Origin of the sequence: Leeuwenhoekiella sp. MAR_2009_132, from assembly GCF_000687915.1 — a bacterium.
Classification (GTDB): Bacteria; Bacteroidota; Bacteroidia; order Flavobacteriales; family Flavobacteriaceae; genus Leeuwenhoekiella.
Genome location: NZ_JHZY01000004.1, coordinates 497,814 through 516,618 on the forward strand (window position 1 = coordinate 497,814; position 18,805 = coordinate 516,618).

The 18,805-nt window shown below is 35.8% G+C and carries 19 protein-coding genes; 9 read left to right on the forward strand and 10 right to left on the reverse strand.

The features are described 5' to 3' along the window. Positions 1-35: 35 nt before the first annotated feature. On the forward strand, positions 36-770 hold the full coding sequence (gene rlmB, locus P164_RS10585) for a 23S rRNA (guanosine(2251)-2'-O)-methyltransferase RlmB (RefSeq protein WP_028376361.1): 735 nt from the start codon (positions 36-38) through the stop codon (positions 768-770). On the opposite strand, the gene P164_RS10590 is transcribed toward rlmB, so the two are convergent. Beyond that, positions 767-1,480 carry a rhomboid family intramembrane serine protease gene (locus P164_RS10590; protein ID WP_035899764.1) on the reverse strand — a complete coding sequence of 238 codons (714 nt, stop codon included), beginning with the start codon at positions 1,478-1,480 and terminating at the stop codon, positions 767-769. The two genes, rlmB and P164_RS10590, sit on opposite strands and share 4 nt — an antisense overlap. Before the next feature lie 88 nt (positions 1,481-1,568). Between P164_RS10590 and P164_RS10595 the strand changes: the two genes are divergently transcribed. Next, a complete protein-coding gene (locus tag P164_RS10595) occupies positions 1,569-2,846 on the forward strand; it encodes a replication-associated recombination protein A (RefSeq protein WP_028376362.1) in 1,278 nt (425 codons plus the stop codon). Positions 2,847-2,922: 76 nt separating this feature from the next. On the opposite strand, the gene P164_RS10600 is transcribed toward P164_RS10595, so the two are convergent. The 4 genes from P164_RS10600 to radC form a co-directional block, all read right to left on the reverse strand. Beyond that, a complete protein-coding gene (locus P164_RS10600) occupies positions 2,923-3,825 on the reverse strand; it encodes a hypothetical protein (RefSeq protein ID WP_028376363.1) in 903 nt (300 codons plus the stop codon). 111 nt (positions 3,826-3,936) lie between these two features. Continuing rightward, positions 3,937-4,629 (reverse strand): YjjG family noncanonical pyrimidine nucleotidase, encoded by a 693-nt coding sequence (locus P164_RS10605; RefSeq protein WP_028376364.1) that lies wholly within the window; start codon positions 4,627-4,629, stop codon positions 3,937-3,939. After that, entirely contained in the window at positions 4,622-5,926 is a 1,305-nt protein-coding gene (locus tag P164_RS10610) for a polysaccharide deacetylase family protein (RefSeq protein ID WP_028376365.1), read from the reverse strand. Before P164_RS10610 ends, P164_RS10605 begins: the two co-directional genes overlap by 8 nt. A gap of 51 nt (positions 5,927-5,977) precedes the next feature. After that, a complete protein-coding gene (gene radC / locus P164_RS10615) occupies positions 5,978-6,676 on the reverse strand; it encodes a RadC family protein (protein ID WP_028376366.1) in 699 nt (232 codons plus the stop codon). 123 nt (positions 6,677-6,799) lie between these two features. Between radC and P164_RS10620 the strand changes: the two genes are divergently transcribed. The 3 genes from P164_RS10620 (at position 6,800) to P164_RS10630 (ending at position 9,070) form a co-directional block, all read left to right on the forward strand. Then, on the forward strand, positions 6,800-7,243 hold the full coding sequence (locus P164_RS10620; protein ID WP_028376367.1) for a DUF1569 domain-containing protein: 444 nt from the start codon (positions 6,800-6,802) through the stop codon (positions 7,241-7,243). Beyond that, positions 7,240-7,866, forward strand: coding sequence for an FMN-binding negative transcriptional regulator (locus P164_RS10625; RefSeq protein ID WP_028376368.1), 627 nt, complete (start codon positions 7,240-7,242; stop codon positions 7,864-7,866). The genes P164_RS10620 and P164_RS10625 overlap by 4 nt, the downstream gene beginning before the upstream one ends. Positions 7,867-8,158: 292 nt before the next feature. After that, positions 8,159-9,070, forward strand: coding sequence for a sensor histidine kinase (locus P164_RS10630; RefSeq protein ID WP_028376369.1), 912 nt, complete (start codon positions 8,159-8,161; stop codon positions 9,068-9,070). Positions 9,071-9,102: 32 nt separating this feature from the next. On the opposite strand, the gene P164_RS10635 is transcribed toward P164_RS10630, so the two are convergent. From P164_RS10635 to P164_RS10655, 5 genes are all read right to left on the reverse strand, one after another. After that, entirely contained in the window at positions 9,103-10,455 is a 1,353-nt protein-coding gene (locus tag P164_RS10635; RefSeq protein WP_028376370.1) for a UDP-N-acetylmuramate--L-alanine ligase, read from the reverse strand. 74 nt (positions 10,456-10,529) lie between these two features. Further along, complete coding sequence (locus P164_RS10640; protein WP_028376371.1) at positions 10,530-11,498, reverse strand: tetratricopeptide repeat protein; 969 nt, start codon at positions 11,496-11,498, stop codon at positions 10,530-10,532. A gap of 75 nt (positions 11,499-11,573) precedes the next feature. Continuing rightward, positions 11,574-12,098 (reverse strand): DUF4136 domain-containing protein, encoded by a 525-nt coding sequence (locus tag P164_RS10645; protein WP_234405848.1) that lies wholly within the window; start codon positions 12,096-12,098, stop codon positions 11,574-11,576. 77 nt (positions 12,099-12,175) lie between these two features. Next, the gene (obgE, locus tag P164_RS10650; RefSeq protein WP_028376373.1) at positions 12,176-13,186 is read right to left on the reverse strand and encodes a GTPase ObgE; all 1,011 of its coding nucleotides are present in this window, start codon (positions 13,184-13,186) and stop codon (positions 12,176-12,178) included. 65 nt (positions 13,187-13,251) lie between these two features. Continuing rightward, complete coding sequence (locus tag P164_RS10655; RefSeq protein WP_081817364.1) at positions 13,252-14,358, reverse strand: adenylate kinase; 1,107 nt, start codon at positions 14,356-14,358, stop codon at positions 13,252-13,254. Between the two features lie 209 nt (positions 14,359-14,567). Here P164_RS10655 and P164_RS10660 point away from each other — a divergent pair, with 209 nt between their 5' ends. The 4 genes from P164_RS10660 to P164_RS19180 all read left to right on the forward strand — a co-directional run bounded on the left by P164_RS10660 (position 14,568) and on the right by P164_RS19180 (position 18,778). Continuing rightward, positions 14,568-15,728 (forward strand): 5-(carboxyamino)imidazole ribonucleotide synthase, encoded by a 1,161-nt coding sequence (locus tag P164_RS10660; protein WP_028376375.1) that lies wholly within the window; start codon positions 14,568-14,570, stop codon positions 15,726-15,728. Positions 15,729-15,743: 15 nt separating this feature from the next. Beyond that, complete coding sequence (gene purE, locus P164_RS10665; protein ID WP_028376376.1) at positions 15,744-16,223, forward strand: 5-(carboxyamino)imidazole ribonucleotide mutase; 480 nt, start codon at positions 15,744-15,746, stop codon at positions 16,221-16,223. A gap of 172 nt (positions 16,224-16,395) precedes the next feature. Further along, positions 16,396-18,468, forward strand: coding sequence for a M3 family metallopeptidase (locus tag P164_RS10670; RefSeq protein WP_051621334.1), 2,073 nt, complete (start codon positions 16,396-16,398; stop codon positions 18,466-18,468). A gap of 7 nt (positions 18,469-18,475) precedes the next feature. After that, positions 18,476-18,778, forward strand: a complete 303-nt coding sequence (locus P164_RS19180) for a TIGR04104 family putative zinc finger protein (RefSeq protein ID WP_081817365.1) — start codon at positions 18,476-18,478, stop codon at positions 18,776-18,778. Positions 18,779-18,805: the final 27 nt, after the last annotated feature.

Genomic DNA, 18,805 nt, shown 5'->3' on the forward strand with positions numbered 1-18,805 from the left:
TTTCACAAAACTCAAAACAAACCTATCTTTGCACTATGTCAAAAAACACCCACATCTACGGTACCAGAGCAATTATTGAAGCGATAAACGCAGGTAAAGAAATAGGCAAAATATATCTACAAAAAGGGCTTGCAAACCCCTTGTCAAAAGAACTGGAAGGTAAAATAAGAGAACACGGTATCTCTGTATCTTATGTTCCTCAAGAGAAGCTATATAAACTTTCAGATCAAAACCATCAGGGAGCTATTGCTACCATCTCCCCTATTCGCTTTGCAGATTTTGAAGCAACTGCCGAAGCTATTCTGGCTTCAGAAAAACCGTCATTATTTCTTTTACTTGATCAGCTCACAGACGTACGTAATTTTGGCGCAATTATACGTACTGCGGTATGCACCGGTGTAGACGCCATTATTGTACCTAAATCTGGTGGTGCACCCGTGACAGATGATACAGTTAAAACTTCAGCAGGGGCTATATTTAATATTCCTATTTGTAAAGTAGATCATATTAAAGATGCTTTATTTTATTTACAGGGCTCTGGTGTGCAAGTGGTTGCAGCAACTGAGAAAACAGAAGATTCTATCTATGATCTAGACTATAAACCACCTACTGCTTTAGTTATGGGTAGCGAAGGTAAAGGGGTTACTGCCGGAGTCTTAAAACTTGTAGATCATAAAGCAAAATTACCTATGGCTGGTAGCATAAGCTCTTTAAATGTTTCGGTAGCCTGTGGTGCATTTCTGTATGAAATTGTAAGACAAAGAAGTTAACCTTTAAAGTCTTTTTCAGAATCGTCTTCAAGCTCTATTGGTGGGTCGATAAAATTTCCATTTTCATCAAATTGCTTCAAAAATGGATCATCATCGGGGTTATATGCTTTGGTTTCCCAAACATATTTTGCAGGTTTTGGTATTTTATTTTTTACGATAAAAGCTAAAATTGCGCCAGTTAGGAATCCAGATAAATGGCCTTCCCAGCTCATTCCTACCTGAATGGGTAATGTTCCCCAGATTAAGCTTCCGTAGAGAAAAACAACAATTAGGGAAAAAGCAGTAAGTCTATAGTTTTTAGACCAAATTCCTTTAAAAAATAAGAAAGAAGCAAGTCCATATACGACTCCACTAGCACCTATATGATAAGCTTCGCGACCTATTACCCAGGTGCCAAAACCAGAGCACACTACTATAACTAGTAAAACTTTGAGTGCAACAGGTCTGTAGAAATAAATTAAACCCGCCATTAAAACTAAGGTAGGAACACTATTATGCCAGAGGTGACTGAGGCTAGAATGTATAAATGGCGATAAGGCAACTCCTCGCAGCCCAGCCAGATCTCTGGGAAGCACTCCGTATTTAGTGAAATTATATCCAAATCTCAACTCAAACCAAAACACCAACCACATCACAAGCACGAATACCAGCGGATATATAATCACGCTGCTACTAAATTTAAAGGTGGAATTTTGTTTATGACTATTCATATCTAATCTTTACTAGCAATTGCTTATCCAAAATCATAAATTAGGAAATAGTGGCAGTAAATCTCGACTAATTAAATAATTTTGAAGTATGAATGCACCATTAGCAGAACGTTTACGCCCTAAAAATCTTGATGATTATTTAAGTCAGGAGCATCTTGTAGGTGACAAAGGATCACTCACTTCTTCTATAAAATCTGGAATTATACCTTCCTTAATTTTATGGGGTCCTCCGGGTGTGGGTAAAACAACGCTTGCTACTATAATTGCCGAAGAATCTAAGCGACCTTTCTATACTTTAAGCGCAATCAATAGCGGGGTAAAAGATGTGCGTGAAGTTATTGATAAAGCTAAAACTGCCGGCGGATTATTTACTCAAAAGAATCCTATTTTATTTATTGATGAGATTCACCGCTTTAGCAAGTCACAACAAGATTCTTTACTTGCTGCCGTAGAAAAAGGCTGGGTGACGCTTATAGGCGCAACTACAGAAAACCCAAGTTTTGAAGTAATACCGGCATTATTGTCGCGTTGTCAGGTTTACGTATTAAATCCGTTTTCAGCAGATGACCTTAGAGCGCTTTTAAAGCGGGCAATGACTCAAGATGCAATTCTATCTAAAAAGACAATTATACTAGAGGAAACTGAAGCGCTACTGCGTATAAGCGGTGGTGATGCGCGTAAGCTTTTAAATATTTTTGAATTACTCGTAACTACAACCACTTCGGAAAAGGTTGTAATCACTAATGAAATGGTTAAAAGTAAAGTACAGCAAAACACCGTACTTTATGACAAAACCGGTGAGCAGCATTATGACATCATCTCTGCCTTTATAAAGTCTATACGCGGTAGCGATCCTAATGCGGCAGTTTATTACTTAGCCCGAATGATTGAAGGTGGCGAGGATCTCAAGTTTATAGCAAGAAGACTTATTATTTTAGCTTCTGAAGACATTGGGAATGCCAATCCTACAGCACTAATAATGGCTACAAACTCGTTTACAGCCGTGAATACTATTGGCTACCCAGAAGCTCGTATCATTTTAAGTCAGTGTGTAACTTATCTTGCAACCTCACCTAAAAGTAACGCCTCGTACATGGCTATAAACAAAGCCCAACAACTCGTAAAACAAACCGGAGACTTACCTGTACCCATGGCATTACGCAACGCTCCTACAAAGTTGATGAAAGAATTAGGCTATGGTGAAGAGTACAAATACTCTCACGACGGCGCAGGAAATTTTATTGCTCAGGAGTTTTTACCAGAACAGGTAAAAAATCAAAAACTTTACGATCCCGGCGATAATGCTCGTGAAGACGGAATCAGAAAATTTCTAAAGAATCGTTGGGGCACTAAATACGATTACTAATTACAACTTATAAGTAAATAAAAGACCTCGAAGCAAACGTTTCGAGGTCTTTTATTTACTGGTTATTTTAAAGTATTTACTTTTTTGTAAATACCATTTTCACTAAGCCAGAAACGCCTTTAATTTCGCGTTCTACAGTAAATTCAGAATTATTATAAAAACCTACGCCTGTGAATTCTGAAGTACTTACGAGATAAGAACCGGCAGATGTTTTTGTCGCAGTTCCTATTTTTGATGATCCCTCATAAACATCAAAACCGTTTGATGTAGGTTTCATTGTAAATGAACCATCTGCACTTACCAGAACTGTAGTTACATCTTCTACTAGTTGAGACTCATTTTGAGCAATTGCAACTTTAGAATCATCAACCACTTCAATTACTTCTTCCGCTTTCTCTTCTGCTAAATCTATTTTAGTTTGTGCTGTTTGAATAACACCGGTAACAGCTACTTCTTTGTCCTCTTTCTTTATCTCAGACTGTCTTTTGCGTATTTCAGGAACTAAATCTTCTGTTTGAGGTTCTTCCAGTAAATCTGCTTTACTTACAATCTCTTCAGAATAACTATATCCCATATCCTCAAGACCTGCAAATGCTTTTCTAAATGCATCCTGATGCCCCTCTTTAAACGTTTTAATTTTACTTTTTCCTTCAGGAAGCGCAAAGACTTCTTTCCCTCTACAGTTCACTAACGAAATTGCTGCATTGGTACTTAAAAATCCACTTACATCTGCTCGCGCATAAAGCGTATTGCAACCTGACGTATTTAAATCTGAAGGCAATTCTTCATTTTCTAAGTAAGCATTAAAGCCATATTTTATAAATAAGAAACGGGTTAACGCATTTAAATCATATTCACCCGCTTCATTTTGAAATTCAAACTTTTGCGGTATTACAATGTATTTATAATCCTGTAATTCTTGTGCAGACATGCTAAGCCCACAAATTATCAATACTAAACAAACAATATTCTTTTTCATACTTAATAAATATATTTAAGACCAGTACTATTGTAAAAGTCAGTTTATTTTAAATTAAATTATTACATAATATAGTAAGACAAGATATAAAAGATGCAGTAACTAAAACCATTATAAGAATATTTTTACCGCATCTATGCGATCTATCTCAACCTCTTCGTGATCGTGATTAGCCTTATGATAATTAAAAAAAATTGTACGCATACCTATATTTTTAGCTCCTAAAATATCTGCTTCATAGGTATCACCTATCATAATACTTTCCTGAACCTGAGCCCCGGCCTGTGTTAATGCGTGATGAAATATTTTAACATCAGGCTTTTTAACCCCTACAGACTCACTGCTGGTTACGGTTTTAAAAAAGTGATCTATTTTAGATTTTTTCAATTTCAACGCCTGCACCTGTTCAAAACCATTAGTAATAATGTGAAGTGCATATTTTGTATTTAGATCTTCTAGCAAGTCTAGCGCACCATCAAACAAGTGATTGTGATCTGGCAAATGCGTTATATAATCATCAGACAATTTATTTATTAAATAGTCATCGATATTGATATTTAAGCCCTCAAAACTTTTTTTGAGCCTACCATAGCGCAATTGCTCTTTTGTTATCTTAGATTCTCTAAAATATTTCCAATATTGAAAATTTATCGGACTGTATACGTCTAAAAATTCATCAACAGGAACTACTATTTTATTTTTCTCAAATATGGTTTCAAAAGCAAGTTTAGAGTTTCGGTCAAAATCCCATAAAGTATGATCAAGATCAAAAAAAACGTGCTTTACTCCCGGCAATTTATTCATGTACTAATTGTCTAAAAAATTGTTTCCACTGTCCCTCGTCCTGTCCTTTTCCGGTTACAGATTTATTTTTAAAACTGAATATAAATGTTCCGTTTACCTTCTCAACTTCGGCTTTCATTTTAAAAAAAACGTCCAAAACTTCATTTAAATCTTTTGCATCTAATGCCTCTGCTTCAAAAGACTGAGCCTGTGAACAAATAGGATTTAAAACTAACGGAGTAATACTTTCGTAATCCAGGTCATAAAAGAAAAATGGTGTACAGGTACCCGCTCTAAAACCTAATGTATCAGGATACCCCATAGAATAATCATTCTTTACTTCCTGATTTATCATCTCACGATAATGCGATGGCAAACTTGCCATCTGACTGCCACAGCGTATTGCGTTAAGTGGTTTATTTGTTATACCCTCGAGGCGTATTTTTTCAGTTTTCATATTTTTTTGTTGCTCTAATGCTTCCTTTGAAAGCAACAACCCTATTTCGCTATAATCGCCTACCATTTTAATAAGCTCTCTAAACGACTGCTTGTTATACCGTATATTTCTGGTATATGTTGAGAGATCACCTACCTGAAAAAAGAAAAGAAATTTAAACTTTGATTTTTTCTGAACATTTATAAGCCAACTAAAGGTGTCGTAAGGATCTTTACGAAGACCTAAATTAATCTGCAGCCTTAGCCACAATCGTGAAAACTGCAATCGCAAAACATCGCTTGCAAAACTGGTAATCTCTCGTATAAATCCTATATCATACATCTCATAAGCCTGCTCAACATCTACCAGTGCCTGAAATGCAAATTTCTTAGTCACAAAATCGTAATCTGGAAATTTTAATTGCAGAACTTCTTTAAAATGATAGGCCCAGATATCTATAACGGGTTCGGTAAGAAAATCTTCCTGATACCCCAAACTTTCTGATGCCGGAAACCTTCCTTCTGTATCCTTAACGTGTGGTAAAAATTCTTCATACCTGCTTAACAGTACAAATGCAGCAGCAAATATATCATAAGGCAATGCACTTTTTGTACCCGTTACAAAGAAGCATTTTGTATTTAACCAGGGCTGTACATTTATCTCCATATCAGAAATACCTTGTTCAAAAAGTACTTCTTGACTTTTAATATGTATTTCTTTTCCTAAGGGTTTATTTGTGTATGATAATTTTAAGCTATCATGTACAATAAACTCATCTACAGCTGTGGTAAATTTAACCGGAATCCCCAGTATTGCCGTACATATATGCTTAAAAGTATAACGTAAACGAGGGGTAATTTTATGAGTATAAACTAAAAGCATAAACGAGTTCTAGAAGGCAAGTTCTGTATTTTTCTTAGAAAGCCGAAAGAATTATAATAAACCTTCATCAGCGAAGCTAAAATAGGCTTTTTCGGTAATGATTAAATGATCAAGAACCTTTATATCTAAGCTTTGGGAAGCATTTTTTAATTTTTCTGTGATATTTTTATCTGCCTGGCTGGGTTTCAAGGCGCCTGATGGATGGTTGTGCGCTAGAATAATCGAGACCGCCCCTGTTTCTAGTGCTTTCTTAAATACCAGACGTACATCTACTAAAGTGCCGGTCATACCGCCTTTACTTAACTGATGCATACTAAGTACTTTATTAGCGTTATTTAAGTATAGAATCCAAAATTCTTCATGCTCAAGCTCCCCTAATACAGGTTGAAGCAATTCAAAAACAGAGTGGCTTCCTGAAATTTTCTTTACCTCAGCTACATCTTCTAAGCGTCTGCGACGACCCAACTCTAAAGCCGCTGCAATTGTCACACCTTTAGCTTCGCCAATACCTTTAAATTTTAGGAGTTGATCTATACTTAACTTGCCTAAAGCATTTAAATTATTATCTACAGAAGCTAAAATTCGTTTACTTAAAGCTACCGCACTTTCATTGCGACTACCAGATCCTATGAGTATAGCTACCAATTCTGCATCTGTTAAAGCATCTTTGCCCTTGCTGAGTAGTTTTTCTCGAGGACGATCATCTAAGGACCACTTTTTTATTGAAAATGAATCTAAATCTTCTGACATACAATCGTTATTTTCAATATAAAATTAGAAGAGTAATTACTTTTAAATGCCTAAGCATCAGTTAAATTATAATATATAAATTTATAAAATGTAATTCTACGATAACTCGTAAAAAAATAAAATATGGAAAGTCTATTTCAGGCAAATACACACATTACTATACTTAAACGTTTAGAATCTTTAAGTCCTAGTTCTACTGCTTCGTGGGGTAAAATGAATGTGAGCCAAATGCTTAATCACTGTCAAAAACCACTAGAAATCCCTCTTTACAATAGAGATTTTAATTTAAAATCTAACTTTTTAATTAAGCTCCTCTTCAAAAAATCGATGTATGATGATTCAAAAATTAGAAAAAATCTCCCCACTTCTAAAGCTTTTAAAATAATTGAACCTAAAGATTTTATAACCGAAAAAACTCAACTTAAAAAATTGATTGAAGATTTTTATGAGCTTCGTTCAAAAGAATCTTTTCAGCCGCATCCTGTTTTTGGTAACTTTACTACTTCACAATGGGGTCAGATGCAATACAAACATCTAGATCACCATTTTACACAATTTGGAGTATGAGTTTATATCCACCCCCGCACCACCAGGAATCTGGTTTTGCAAACGCAGTTAAAACACTACAGACTTTCCCACTGGCATTATTAATCACAACACAAAATGATGTCCCCCTCCTCACTCATTTACCACTAATTTACAAGGCAGACAATAATCTGGGTAAACTAGTAGGCCATATAGATAACAATAATCCGCAACTTCAACACTTAAAGCCAGGTGCAGATGTAACCCTTGTTTTTAATGGACCAGACAGCTATATATCTCCAGCTATCTATACCACTCGTCAGCTACCTACTTGGAATTATATTAAGGTTCATTTAGAAGGAAAAATTATACGTCATCAAAATATCGACGAATTAAAAAATACAATGGTAGAACTTACGCATACTCTTGAAGGTGATCAACAACGTTTTGTTTTAGATAAAGATGATTCTAGAATGGATGCCTTTGTTAACTATGTAACGGGTTTTGAAATAGAAATAACGAATTGGGAAGGAAAATTTAAACTTTCACAAGACAAATTAAAAAAAGACCAGGAGAAAGCAAAATTGGCATTAAAAGACAGTTACTCCGCTATTATGAGTGATTATATAGATTTTGTATATGAACAACATATCTCCAAAATCTAGGCCTTATTTCAAGAAAAAAGAACAGTTAAACAGTTTCTAAAAACACACTTCATCGAAATTTTTAACCTTTTAAGGTACTTTTACTAGTTTAGTATAAATAATTATTTACATAAATATCTGTTGATTAATATTTGCAGAACCATTCGTCGACACTTAAATGTAACTCACCTTTAGCAATATCCACTTAGGCTAACTGTATATGATTTCCTACAAGTTATTAATAGTTTTACATTAGAAATGAGATCTTTTACCCCTCAGAATATTAGTATTGTTAATACGAAAACCGGGAATTATGCGAATATCTAAAGAAAGTTTATACAATCCTTTTTTTGTAGTCTTTACCTCTGTTTTCTTATCTACACTAACATTTACGCTAGTCTTCTCATATACAGCCTGGGAAGACTTTTGGATAGGCTTTTGGATGAGCGCTATAATTCCGTTTGTAGTATCCTGCCCAATAGCAATAATTATGAATCGTTATTTTAAACGACTAGACCTTCAAAAACAAAAATTAGAAAAATTAGATTCTACTAATAAAAAATTATTTGCACTTATCTCTCATGATGTGCGCACTCCTTTAAATAATCTTAAAACGGTTATAGAATTATTTAACAATAATAGTATAGATATAGAAGAAAGTAAATCACTTTTAAATGATCTTTCAGGAAGATTAGATAACGTAACGCTGTTTCTAGATGGTTTATTAGATTGGTCAAAAAAACAGACCCAGGATAAACAAATTGAAAAAACACCTTTTCAAAGTGCAGATTTAATAAAATCTATTCTAAGACTTATGCAACCTCAGGCTCAGGATAAAAATATTGAAATAGTAACTCAAAATATAAATGCTAAAATATATGCTGATATAGACAGTTACTCATTTGTACTTAGAAATCTAATTCACAATGCAATAAAATTTACACCTTCAAATGGGGTTATCACCATTAACACCTATGTAGAAGATAATTTTGTTTATACAACAGTCACAGATACCGGCCTGGGAATTTCTCCCAAAGTGATAGAGAAGATTATGAATGGTGAAAATTGGTTTACAACCCCGGGCACTTTTAATGAATTAGGATCTGGTTTTGGCTTAAAAACCTGTATGTTTTATTTAGAAAAAAATAAAGGATCATTAAGCATCAAAAGCGAAGTTGGCGCTGGTAGCACACTTACCTTTAGACTTCCAAAAGCCAGAGATTAACTGAAGGCTTCAAAACCTAAATTTGTAGATAACTAAAGTAACTCTTGAATTTTATCAAAGTCTAAACCACCATAATTACCACTACTCATTAACAACAATACACTATCGTTAAATTTTGAATTTACAAGGAAATCCTTGAAGGTTGTAGCATCTGTAAAAATGGTCAAATCATCCCGCTCGAACGCTTGAGCAATTTGTTCTTTACTTATAGTTTCAAGCTTTTTGATAGCAACTGCTTCTGGTGAATAGAAAACAACTGCTTCTTCAGCAGCATCTAATGCTCCTTTGTAGCCTTTTATAAAATCGGCATTTAAGCTACTATATGTATGTAGTTCTAAACAAGCAACTAAGCGCTTATCAGGAAATTGATTCTTTACAGCCTCAGTAGTTGCTTTAACTTTTGAAGGCGAGTGAGCAAAATCTTTAAACGCAATATTAGTGGCTGTTTCACCTATCTTTTCGAGACGTTTTGCTGCCCCCTCAAAACTGGCTATAGCCTCATAAAAATCGTCTTCGTCAACACCCATATGTTGACAAATCCATTTTGCACCTGCAAGATTATTTAAGTTATGTTTCCCAAAAACAGATATAGGCATTGGCCCTTCTGGAGTTTCTAAAAGCGTCTCCCCATCTTCGATGGTGTATTCTGGTGTCGAGTAGGGATGTTTGCGCGTTGGCGCTTCAGCTGCTTCAGCAATTCGTCTTACCTCAGCATCTTCTTCATTATAAACAAGAATACCTCCTCGTGAGATTGACTCAGCAAAAATCTCAAATTGCTCAATATAATTTTCATACGTCGGAAACACGTTAACGTGGTCCCAGGCAATACCACTAATCAATGCAATATTAGGCTTGTATAAATGAAATTTTGGTCTTCGGTCTATAGGCGATGATAAATACTCATCTCCTTCAAGAAGAATAAAGTCATTCTCTTCGGTCAAATGCACCATCGTATCAAATCCCGGTAGCTGCGCTCCCACCATAAAATCTACCTCTTTATTCTGATAATGCAGTACATGCAAAATCATAGCGGTTATGGTAGTTTTTCCGTGAGAACCACCAATAACTACACGAGTTTTTTCCTTTGACTGTTCGTATAAAAATTCTGGATAGGAGTATATTTTTATCCCTTCTGCTTGTGCTTTGAGTAATTCAGGATTATCTTCTTTTGCGTGCATACCCAGAATAACCGCATCTAAATCTGATGTAATTTTATCTGGAAACCAGCCTAGTTCAATTGGTAATAAACCGTAATCAGCTAAACGAGTCTTAGAAGGTTCAAAAATAGCATCATCACTCCCGCTAATTGTATATCCTTTGTGATGAAGCGCTAAGGCTAGATTATGCATTGCACTACCACCTATTGCTATAAAATGTACTTTCATAATCGCCTTTGAATTGAGTCTGCAAGTTAAGAAATCAGAAGTAGCTCGCTTAAAATAAGTTTAAGATTCTAGTATCACATAGCAAGAATATTCTTTTTCTCATCTATAGCCTTATCAAAATCAGGAAGATCTTGAAGACACAAATTTATATAATGTAAAGCACGGGTTTTATCACCCTGATTTTTATAAATCTGAGCCATCCTATATTGCGCCCAGCCCACAGGAACACCATCTTTATACGAGTAGTTTGCAATATATTGCTTAAGACTTGCCAGACCTAAAACAGGCTCTATATTAAATTCTGCCGCAATTTTACCTATCTGGTAATTTATTTGATTGCGCTTATGTATTTTAAAACTTGTTGTGGCTGCATCTAAAGCTTTCTGCGGCTCGTTGTCCTTTTCATAAAGCGCTATAAGCTTAGCATAGGTAGTAGGAGAGCCACCTACCTTAATGGCACTTTTGTAGAATTGTTCGGCTTCCTTTAAATTATTTTGATGCTCCTCTACATAGCCTCTTGCTAAATAGCCATCTACAGGAGATATCTTCTGAAGCTCTAAAGCATAATCACGTGCTTTACTTGTGCTACCTCCTATAATACCCGGTAATTGCAGATATAACTCTACAAGAGCCCAGCGGGTTTCTATATGATTAGGATCTAGTTCTGCTGCTTTATGAAAGTGTTCTTTTATATCGTCTATATAGGTTAATGCTCTAATACGACTTATACTCAAAGCTTTCATACCTAATGCCCCACCATATTTAAAATGATAATTTGCATTAGAGGATTGCTCCTTAACCAATTCTTCATAATAACCTAGAGCAGTATCCCATTTTTTATCGTAAGAAGCGATATCTCCTAAATATTCGCGAGTGAGTTTATCTTTAGGATATTTTTTTAAATAAGAGAGTAAAATAGGCTTTGCTTTTTCAAACTTTTCAGCTTTGTAATAGTTTTCAGCCATTACAAATTCGGTGCTTTGAGCATTACCGGAAATTGAAAATTTTAGTAAAAAAATGAAAAGCATTAAACGTATGCGCATACCTGGTTGTTTTGACCAAAGCTAAACAAAAAGCAGACCAGAAATAAACATTACCTAATAATTACCTTTTACTTTTTACTTTTCTGGCGGAAAATTTTTAAATATTTTCTGACTCACTTTTGTGTAGTAAGAAACCCGATCCTGAGGGTTTGTATTAAGCGCTATATTGCTGTCGCTCACTGCTTGCCAAACCAGCATGTCTTTTTTGCTATCTACTAAATCTATTGTTATAGTCTGATGATCTTTGCTACCGCCTAAAGGAATACCTGCACCAATACTCAAACCCCCACCATAGCTACCACCACCTACACCCACGCCTACTGAATTTTGCGAGTTTTCACGGTATTGATCAGAGATAATATTTATTAATAAATCTGGAGTTTCAGATTTTACAAACCCTTTTTGTTGCATCACTATATCTATAGCATCAACTAGGCGATTTGCATCTAACTGACTCAAACCTGTTTGCATATCTGGGAGAAAATTATAGGTTTTGTATTCTGCAAAATTTATTTGCTCATCATAATCATAGTTAACCTGAGTAGAACCACAAGAAATTATAAAAAACGAAACCACTAAAACTAAAAAATACTTCATCATACTGCTTTTCTTTAAAAATAAGCAAAACGATGAAGTATGATAGTCAATAAAAGCTTAAAAGAAGAAACTTGTTTATGTTACTTAACCTCAGGTTTGTTAAGCATAGCCCAAAGCTTATCTTTTAACTCAACAAGTCCCTGCTGTGCTACAGAAGATATAAATAGATATTCTACAGGAAGACTTTTATCAAGCTCTTTTTTTAATTCAGACTTAAGCTCTGCATCTAGCATATCACATTTTGTAATCGCTATCAACTTATCTTTATCTAAAAGTTCTGGATTGTATTTCTCTAATTCGTTTAATAAAATCTGATACTGCTCACCTACATTAGGAGCATCTGCAGGTATCATAAAAAGCAATGTAGAATTGCGTTCTATATGCCTTAAAAAACGGTAACCAAGTCCCTTTCCTTCTGCAGCTCCTTCAATAATACCAGGTATATCTGCAATTACAAAAGTTTGAAAGTCACGGTACTGTACAATTCCTAGATTCGGTTTTAGCGTAGTAAACTCATAGTTGGCGATTTTTGGCTTCGCCGCAGTAATTACTGAAAGTAAAGTAGATTTACCTGCATTAGGAAATCCTACAAGGCCTACATCTGCCAGCACTTTAAGTTCTAAAGTAACATTTACCTCTTCCCCATCCATTCCGGGTTGTGCATAGCGTGGTGTCTGGTTTGTTGCAGTTTTAAAATGCGCGTTTCCTAGACCACCCATACCTCCTTTAGCGATTATGAATTCTTCATCTGCCTCGGTAAGTTCTTTAAGTATCTCTTGGGTTTCAGTATCTCGCACTACAGTACCCAGAGGCACCTCGATGTACATGTCTTCACCATCTGCACCGGTACTGGTTTGCTTACTTCCGTTAGAACCGTGACCGGCTCTGGTATGTCTTTTAAACTTTAAATGTAAAAGTGTCCACAAATTAGGATTTGTACGTAAGATTACATGACCTCCACGGCCACCATCACCACCATCAGGACCTCCTTTTGTAACAAATTTTTCACGGCGTAAATGAGCCGAGCCACCACCACCTTTACCAGATGTTACGTGCATCTTTACATAGTCAACAAAATTTCCTTCGGTCATAAATAGTTAAAAGTTTAAATATAAAATGAGAGCAGTAAGTAACTCTCAATTTTGACATTTGTAATTTATAATGCGTCTATGGTTTTACTTAGACGCTCTGTAATTTCAGGTACGTTACCTACCCCATCTACTCCAAAATATTTATCCTGCTTCTGGTAGTATTCTTTTAAGATAGCAGTCTCCCCATAGTATACTTTTATACGATTGCGTATAACAGCCTCATCTGCATCGTCTTTTCTCCCACTGGTTTTACCGCGCTCTAGAAGACGCTGTATTAAAATCTCGTCATCTACTTCTAAGGCAATCATAGCAGAAACTTCGGTATCTTTCTGTTTTAAAAGCGAGTCTAATGCTTCAGCCTGAGCAGTTGTTCTGGGAAAACCGTCAAATATAAAACCATTTGCATCAGCATTTTTATCAACTTCAGCGCTCAGCATATCTATAGTAACTGTATTTGGCACGAGCTGTCCTTTATCTATAAAGGACTTTGCAAGCATACCCAGTTCTGTAGCATTTTTAATATTATATCTAAAAACATCTCCTGTCGAAATATGAATCAGGTTATATTTTTCTTTTAGAAAAGAGGCTTGTGTTCCCTTCCCGGCTCCAGGAGGGCCAAACAATACCAAATTTGTCATTTTTGTGGTTTTAAGTTTATAAATAGCATTGAGGTTACGCCCCAAACCGTTATAATCAAGGCCATAGCCCACTATAAAATCATTAGGAATCTCAAGCCCTACGTAATGTATTTTGTATTCTTTTGTGTAAGCTTCAGGCTTAAAAAATAAACTGGCAAAACGGTAATTTTTAACTCCACCACTCACCATCATTTCGGTGAGCTTTGCTATGGTATTACCGCTATCTACGATGTCTTCTATGATAATCACTTCACGATCTTCAAGATCTGCATCAATAGGAATATGAGTCATAACCTGCCCGGTACTCGAGGTACCATCATAAGAACTCAGTTTTAAAAACTCAATCTCACAGTTACCGTTAAATCTGCTCAATAATTCTGTAGCAAATTTAAAAGCCCCATTAAGAACTACGAGAAACAAGGGCTCTTTACCCTCGTAATCATGGTTAATTCTAGCTGCTACTTTTTCAATTGCTTTTAAAAGTTCATCTTCTGAAATAAACTCATTAAAATGGAGACCGCGTAGTTTGATCATGGTTAGTCTGGCAGTGGTTTAAACTAAACGACAAAGATACATATTGTTAGTTAATATAAACCTGTAGATAGCTCATTAACAAAAGAGGTCTTTAAATTAAGAATAAGCGCATTTCATACTGAAGGTTTTAAGAACTTAACTTCTGCATTCTTCCTCTAAAAACTTACTTTTGCATTCACTAATTTTAGACGCTAAAAGACATCTATTTAATGAACTCTTATTTCTCTTCAGACTTTAAACTTGCTATTTTAGGTGGCGGTCAATTAGGCAAAATGTTGCTGTACGAAACCCGTAAATTTGATATACAAACTGCGGTTTTAGACCCTAGCAATGAAGCTCCTTCCCGTATTGCAGCAAACTATTTTGAACAGGGGGATTTGATGGACTTTAATACGGTTTATAACTTCGGAAAAAAAGCCGATGTGGTAACTTTTGAGATTGAAGCCGTAAATGTAGAAGCTCTAGAAAAACTGCAGTCTGAAGGAATCACCGTTTATCCCAGCCCGCAGACCTTGCGAAAAATTCAGGATAAAGGGGTTCAAAAAGACTTTTATTCAGAAAAAAATATACCCACAGCTCCCTACAAACTATATCCCAATCTGGAAGCTTTAAAACTAGCCATTACCGCACGGCAAACCAGTTTACCTTTTGTATGGAAAAGTACTCAAGGTGGTTATGATGGTAAAGGTGTACAGGTAGTGCGCTCTATTGATGATCTTACTAAGCTTATCGATGTGCCCTGTATTGCTGAAGAAATGATTGCATTTAAAAATGAGCTTGCGGTAATTGTCGTGCGTAATCCCAGTGGGGAAGTAAGATCTTACCCTGTTGTAGAAATGGAGTTTCACCCGGAAGCTAACCAGGTAGAATATGTGATTTGTCCTGCTCGTATTGATGAGGCTGTAGCTCAGAAAGCACGTGATGTTGCAACTAAAGTTTCTGAGGCATTTGAACACGTAGGCTTACTGGCTGTAGAGTTATTTCAAACTCAGGATGACCAGATCATTGTAAATGAAGTAGCACCCAGACCCCACAACAGTGGTCATTATAGTATAGAAGGTAGTTATACAAATCAATTTGAACAACACCTGCGTGCCATTTTAAATCTACCGTTAGGAGAGACCGAAAGCAAAATAGGCGCCGTTATGGTTAACCTTGTAGGAGAAGAAGGCTATACTGGTAATGTATTTTATGATAAGATGGGAGAAATTCTGGCTTTAAAAGGTGTTACGCCACACATTTATGGAAAACGAAAAACCAGACCTTTTAGAAAAATGGGGCACGTCACTATCGTAAATAGCGATCTAAGTGAAGCCCGTAAAATTGCTGAAGAAGTAAAGAAAACGATCAAAGTCATCACAAAAATATAAGCTAAAACACATCTTATGGTAGGAATTATAATGGGAAGTACCAGCGATATGCCGGTAATGCAGGCAGCTATAGATATACTAAAACAGTTTAATATAGATACAGAAGTCGATATTGTTTCTGCTCACCGTACCCCAGACAAATTATTTGATTATGGCAAAAATGCTCACGAGCGAGGTATACAGGTAATCATTGCAGGAGCTGGTGGCGCTGCTCATTTACCGGGTATGATTGCATCCCTTTCACCACTGCCAGTTATAGGTGTCCCTGTGAAATCACGTAACTCTATAGATGGTTGGGATTCTGTACTATCAATTTTACAGATGCCTGGTGGTGTACCGGTTGCTACTGTAGCACTTGATGGCGCACAAAACGCAGGAATTTTAGCTGCTCAAATATTGGGCGCTACTAATAAATCAATGCGCGATAAGATTCTTCAGTACAAGGATGGACTGAAACAGAAGGTTATAGAAGGTGCTGCAGAAGTTAAGAAATAAAAAAGAGCCGTTAAAAAACGGCTCCTATAGAAATGCTTCGGCAAATTAAAAGTTATTTATTAACCATTCTAAATATTATTAATCAAAACCAGCTACAGATCTATTCTAATGTCTTCATTTTGAATTAACAAATTTAAAAAAAATACATAATAAATTCGTTAAAATAAATACAATGCTAGACAAAATACTTATTTCTCAAAAAACTTATCGAAAATTGAAAAATTCAGAAAATATACTACTTAAAACTTTTGATATAACTCCTTTTGATCTTATTCAAGATTCTGATTATCAGAAAGCTATAGAGCACGCCATAGCAGAAGCACGTTTAGAGATTGATCAAATCACAAATTCTACGGAGCCACCCACATTTACAAACACAATTGCTGCATTAGATTATGCCGGTTATAAATTAGACCGGGTAAGCAGTGTTTTTTTTAATATAAATAGCGCAGAAACAAATGATGCAATTCAGAAAACAGCGCAGGAAGTTTCCCCGCTCCTATCTGAATTCTCAAATGACATAACACTTAATGAGACGCTATTTAAGCGCGTAAAGCAGGTGTATGATGTACGTGAGACATTAGAACTTACCCGAGAAGAACAGGTTTTATTAGAAAAAAAATACAAAGGTTTTGCTCGAAATGGAGCGAATCTTCCCGAAGATAAAAAAGCGCGCCTTCGAGAAATTGACACTAAACTTTCTAAACTTGCTTTAACTTTTGGTGAGAATATTTTAGCCGAGACTAACAAATACGAACTTCATATCACAAATGAGGCTGATCTTGCAGGATTACCCGAAAGTACTAAGGAGGCTGCCGCACAAACGGCTGAAGAAAAAGGTAAAGAGGGATGGGTTTTTACACTTGAATATCCCAGTTATATACCTTTTATGAAGTATGCCGAAAATAGAGAATTGCGTAAAGAAATGGCAATTGCTTTTGGAGCAAAAGGTTTTCATAATGATGATTTAGATAATCAGCAAAACGTACTTAACATTGTAAATCTGCGTCACGAGCGAGCTAACCTCTTAGGTTACAAAACCCACGCGCACTTTGTTCTTGAAGAACGTATGGCAAAAAATCCTGAGAATGTAACTCGTTTTCTTGAAGATTTGTTAGAAAAGGCAAAACCAGCTGCCGAACTCGAGTTTAAACAACTTGAGAGTTTTGCTAAAGAACGTGATGGGATTGACCAATTACAAAAGTGGGATAGCGCTTTCTATTCTGAAAAATTAAAGCAACAACTGTTTGAGCTTGATGACGAACTTCTAAAACCTTATTTCAAATTAGAAAACGTAATTGAAGGCGTATTTACCGTAGCCAATAAATTATACAACTTGAGATTTGTCGAAGTTTTTGACATTCCTACCTACCATAAAGACGTAAAAACCTATCAGGTATTTGACGAGAAAGATAACTTTATTGCATTATTCTATGCAGATTTTCATCCCAGAGCAGGAAAACGTGGTGGTGCATGGATGACTCAATTTAAATGTCAATTTATTAAAGACGGTATTAATGAACGCCCACATGTATCTAATGTGTGCAACTTCACAAAACCTACCGCTTCAAAACCCTCTTTACTTACTTTTAATGAGGTAACAACATTGTTTCATGAGTTTGGTCACGGCTTACACGGTATGCTTGCCAATACAACTTATCCTAGCCTGTCTGGCCCTTCTGTATTTTGGGATTTTGTAGAATTACCCAGTCAGATTTTAGAGAACTGGTGTTATGAACCGGAAGCATTAGCACTTTTTGCTAAACATTATGAAACCGGCGAAACCATACCCATGGTTTTAATTGATAAAATTAAGAATGCTGCTAATTTTCAGGAAGGGATGCAAACCCTACGCCAATTGAGTTTTGGTATTCTTGATATGTCATGGCACGGTGCAGACCCTAGCGGAATAACCAGCGTTAAAGCACACGAAGATGCTGCTTTTGAAAACACCAAACTATATCCAGATGTTGCTAAAAATTGTATGAGTGTCGCATTCTCTCACATCTTTCAAGGCGGGTACTCTAGTGGTTACTACTCCTACAAATGGGCAGAAGTTCTCGACGCAGATGCATTTGCTTATTTTCAGGAAAATGGTATTTTTAACAAAGAAATAGCTCAAAAATTTAAAGATCACGTACTTTCTCAAGGAGGTACCGAAGATCCTATGGTTTTGTATAAGCGTTTCCGCGGAAAAGAACCTAATCCTGAAGCTTTACTAAAAAGAGCAGGATTAATAAACTAAATCACAAATGGCAAATTGCCCAAACTGCAAGTCTAAATTATCAACTTTGAAAGTTTTAAAAAGCTTTTGGAGTTTAAAAAGATATCCACCATTTAGTTGCTCAACCTGCGAAACAGAACTAAATCACACTACTTCTAACCGTATGTCAGGAGGTCTAGTAGTTGGGATTGCAATATTCCTCTCAATGACTTACACAAGTAATCGTGATTTTGCTATTAATAAAACATTTGTTACAATTCTACTCATGCTTTGTATAGCATTATTACTATCTGTTGTAGCAGTGCAGTTCTTTAAAATTGAAAAACACTGATTAAAATGAGAAAGCTTATTGGTTTAA